Raw genomic sequence first — 3,342 nt, forward strand, 5'->3', positions numbered from 1 at the left:
AGTTGTGAGATATGCAGATCGGTTGCCATGTTTCGATCTCAGGTTCTATAGATAAAGCAGTAGATAATGCTGTTGAAAGAGAATGCTCTGCTTTTCAGATATTTACTAGAAATCCTAGAGGATGGAATGCAAAAGATCTAAGTGAAAATGATATTACAAATTTTAAAACAAAACTAAAAGCAAGTAAGATTGATAAATTTGCCACTTGTGCCCATATGCCATATTTACCAAATCTATCTACTCCAAAATCAGATGGGTTTGAAAAATCTGTAGATACTCTGATTAGTGAAATGAGTAGATGTGCACAATTGGGAATTCCATATTTAATTACACATCTTGGTAGTCATTTGGGTTCTGGTGAGGAAGCAGGAATTAAACAACTAGTAAAAGGACTAAACAAAGCTGGACAGACAAAAAATGATGTAATGATTTTGCTTGAAAACACTGCTGGGCAAAAAAATTCAGTTGGTGCAGGGTTTGAACAGTTGGAGGAGATCTTTAATCAATTAAAACCAACAAAAAAATTTGGCATATGTATTGACACATGTCATGCATTTGTTTCAGGATATGATTTGAGAACAGAGAAATCAGTAAAAGATACTTTTGCAAAGTTTGATGATGTTATTGGATTTGAGAATTTAAAAATTTTACATCTCAATGATGCAAAAGGTGAGATTGGATGTAATCTTGATAGACACTACCATATTGGACTTGGAAACATTGGAGAGAAGGGATTATCAGAAGTGGTAAAGACAGCAAACAAGAAAAAAATTCCAATAATTTTAGAGACTCCGATTGATGATGTAAGAGATGATTTTGAAAATATAAGAAAAGTCAAGGAGTTGGCGTAGGAATTTATTTGCTAAGTGATGGAATGATATAATGAACTATGAGGATGTAATGAAGTTAGCACTTGAGCGTGGATTTTACTTTCCTAGTTGTGAGGTTTATGCAGATGCACAGGCAGGATTTTGGGAATACGGTCCATCCGGAGTAAGCTTGAAAAACAAATTCTTGGAGTTGTGGCGAAGAGAATTGATCAGAAGAGATGGTATGATGGAAATTGACGGATCACAGATAATGTCAAAGTCTGTTTTTGAGGCATCAGGTCACTTGGGAAACTTTGCAGATCCAATAATAAAATGTACAAAATGCAAGTCAACTTTTAGGGCAGATAGAATAATAGCTGAGATTTCCAAAGTAGAGATTCCTGAAAGTGCAGATTTATCAGAATTTGATAATGCTATATTACAAAACAACATCAAGTGTCCAAAATGTAAAGGAGATTTTGAAAGTGCCAAGAAGTTCAACATGATGTTCAAAGTAGGAATTGGTCCAGAAGAAGAAGAAGCATATCTTAGACCTGAGACATGTCAATCTATCTTTGTTGATTTTCCTAGACTGTACAAAACAATGAGGGGTAAATTGCCATTGGGGATAGCTCAAGTTGGTAAGAGTTTTAGAAATGAGATATCACCAAGACAGAGTTTGTTAAGATTACGTGAGTTTTATCAGGCAGAAATTGAGATCTTTTGCAATCCTACAAAACTAGATGATATTGAAAAGTTTACAGAAATTGAAAATACGATAATCAGAGTACAAACTGATTCTGAGATTGTTGCAATGACATGTAAAAAAGCAGTTGAATCAGGAGTTGTTCCAAACAAGTTTGTAGCATACTATTTAGCTATACTGACAGAATTTTATGAAAAGACTGGGATTGATGTTACAAAAAGCAGATTTAGAAAACTTGGTGATAAGGAAAAGGCGTTTTATGCGCAAGTTGCATTTGATTTTGAAGTAGAGACCACTATTGGATGGTTGGAGCTTGTTGCATGTAATTACAGATCGGACTATGATCTATCCAGTCATGCTGTAAAGAGTAAAGAGAAATTTGAAGTAATGGATAATGAGGATAAAGTTTTGCCCCATGTCTTTGAGATTTCAATGGGAATTGACCGTAGTCTGTACACTATTTTAGAGCACAGTATGATTGATGATAAAGAACATGAGAGAGTTGTATTATCTATCAGACCATATCTTGCTCCTGTTCATGTTGGAGTTTTGTCATTGATAAAAAAAGATGGGCTTAAAGAAAAGACAGATGAGATTTATCTTCAGTTAAAGAGAAAATATGACGCATTTTTGGATCATTCGGGCGCTATAGGCAGGAGATATCGCAGATTAGATGAGATTGGTGCTCCCTTTGCAGTTACTATTGATTATCAAAGTATGGAGGATAATACAGTAACAATTAGGAAAAGAGATTCAATGTCACAAGAGAGAATCAAAATATCTGAAATAGATTCTATTTTAGCTAGGGATACTGCTTTTCCTTAAAATTTTAAAAAATATTTATTTCTTATTTTTAGATTTTCCTTTACCGTTGTTCTTGTCATCTTTTCCTTTATCGTCTTCATCTTCATCGTCTTCATCTTCCATCTTCTTATCATCAATCTCACAATTTGTTATTGTATTGTTTCCACTACCACCAGTACATCTGTCGGTTTGTGGTCCACCATCAATGATATCATTACCTTTACCACCGTGTATTCGATCATTTCCATCGTCACCAAGTAAAGTGTCATCTCCTGAAGCTCCATGTATTTTGTCATTTCCTAAACCACCTGAGATGGTATCATTGTCTTTTCCTCCGTTTATTTTATCATCACCGTCTCCACCAAAGATGTTATCATTACCTTTACCACTGTTTATTTTATCATCACCTTCATTTCCTTCTATAGTATCATCTCCATCGCCTCCATGAATTTTGTCATCACCTAATCCTCCAATAATACAGTCATTTCCTTTCTTACCATTTATTTTATCATCACCATCTAGTCCTCGGATTAGATCATTTCCATTTGTTCCTTTAAGATTATCATTTCCTAAAGTTCCAATAATTTCTACGTCATATTGTGTAGCATACAAGCCACAGAACTGTTCAGCATCTACATCTGTAATATCATTACAGTTTTCATCGATATCATTTCCATATATTTCAGATGCTCCTGGATTAATTGTAAAAGGATCTAGTCCAAAATATTGATTTTCAGGATCATCTGTTGGATAATCATAACAATCATTGAGTCCAAGAGGAGCTCCAGTAAAGTATCCATCTCCATCTAGATCTAGTCCTGAATCAATTATACCATCACAATTATCATCATATCCATTGACTAGTTCAGATGCGCCTGGGTTTACTGTTGCGTAGGTGGTACTAGATAATAGGAATTAGTGTCATCTAAAATAAGTTCATCAAGACAGTCATTTACACCTGGTGCTGGAAGTGTACCTAGCCAACCAGATGGAGCAAAAGATAAGCTTAGGAATGTAGCCATC

The 3,342-nt window shown here is 34.8% G+C and carries 3 protein-coding genes and 1 pseudogene; 2 read left to right on the forward strand and 2 right to left on the reverse strand.

The genetic code is table 11. The features are described 5' to 3' along the window. The first annotated feature begins 11 nt into the window (after positions 1-11). On the forward strand, positions 12-851 hold the full coding sequence (locus BG20_RS04645; protein WP_010191523.1) for a deoxyribonuclease IV: 840 nt from the start codon (positions 12-14) through the stop codon (positions 849-851). A gap of 31 nt (positions 852-882) precedes the next feature. After that, positions 883-2,340, forward strand: coding sequence for a glycine--tRNA ligase (gene glyS / locus BG20_RS04650; protein WP_010191524.1), 1,458 nt, complete (start codon positions 883-885; stop codon positions 2,338-2,340). Between the two features lie 15 nt (positions 2,341-2,355). Here glyS and BG20_RS04655 read toward each other — a convergent pair whose 3' ends face one another. Beyond that, the gene (locus tag BG20_RS04655; protein ID WP_010191525.1) at positions 2,356-2,931 is read right to left on the reverse strand and encodes a calcium-binding protein; all 576 of its coding nucleotides are present in this window, start codon (positions 2,929-2,931) and stop codon (positions 2,356-2,358) included. 30 nt (positions 2,932-2,961) lie between these two features. Continuing rightward, positions 2,962-3,180: pseudogene (locus BG20_RS13970) on the reverse strand (hypothetical protein); the annotation flags it as partial. Between the last annotated feature and the right edge of the window lie 162 nt (positions 3,181-3,342).

Source organism: Candidatus Nitrosarchaeum limnium BG20, assembly GCF_000241145.1.
Classification (GTDB): domain Archaea; phylum Thermoproteota; class Nitrososphaeria; order Nitrososphaerales; family Nitrosopumilaceae; genus Nitrosarchaeum; species Nitrosarchaeum limnae.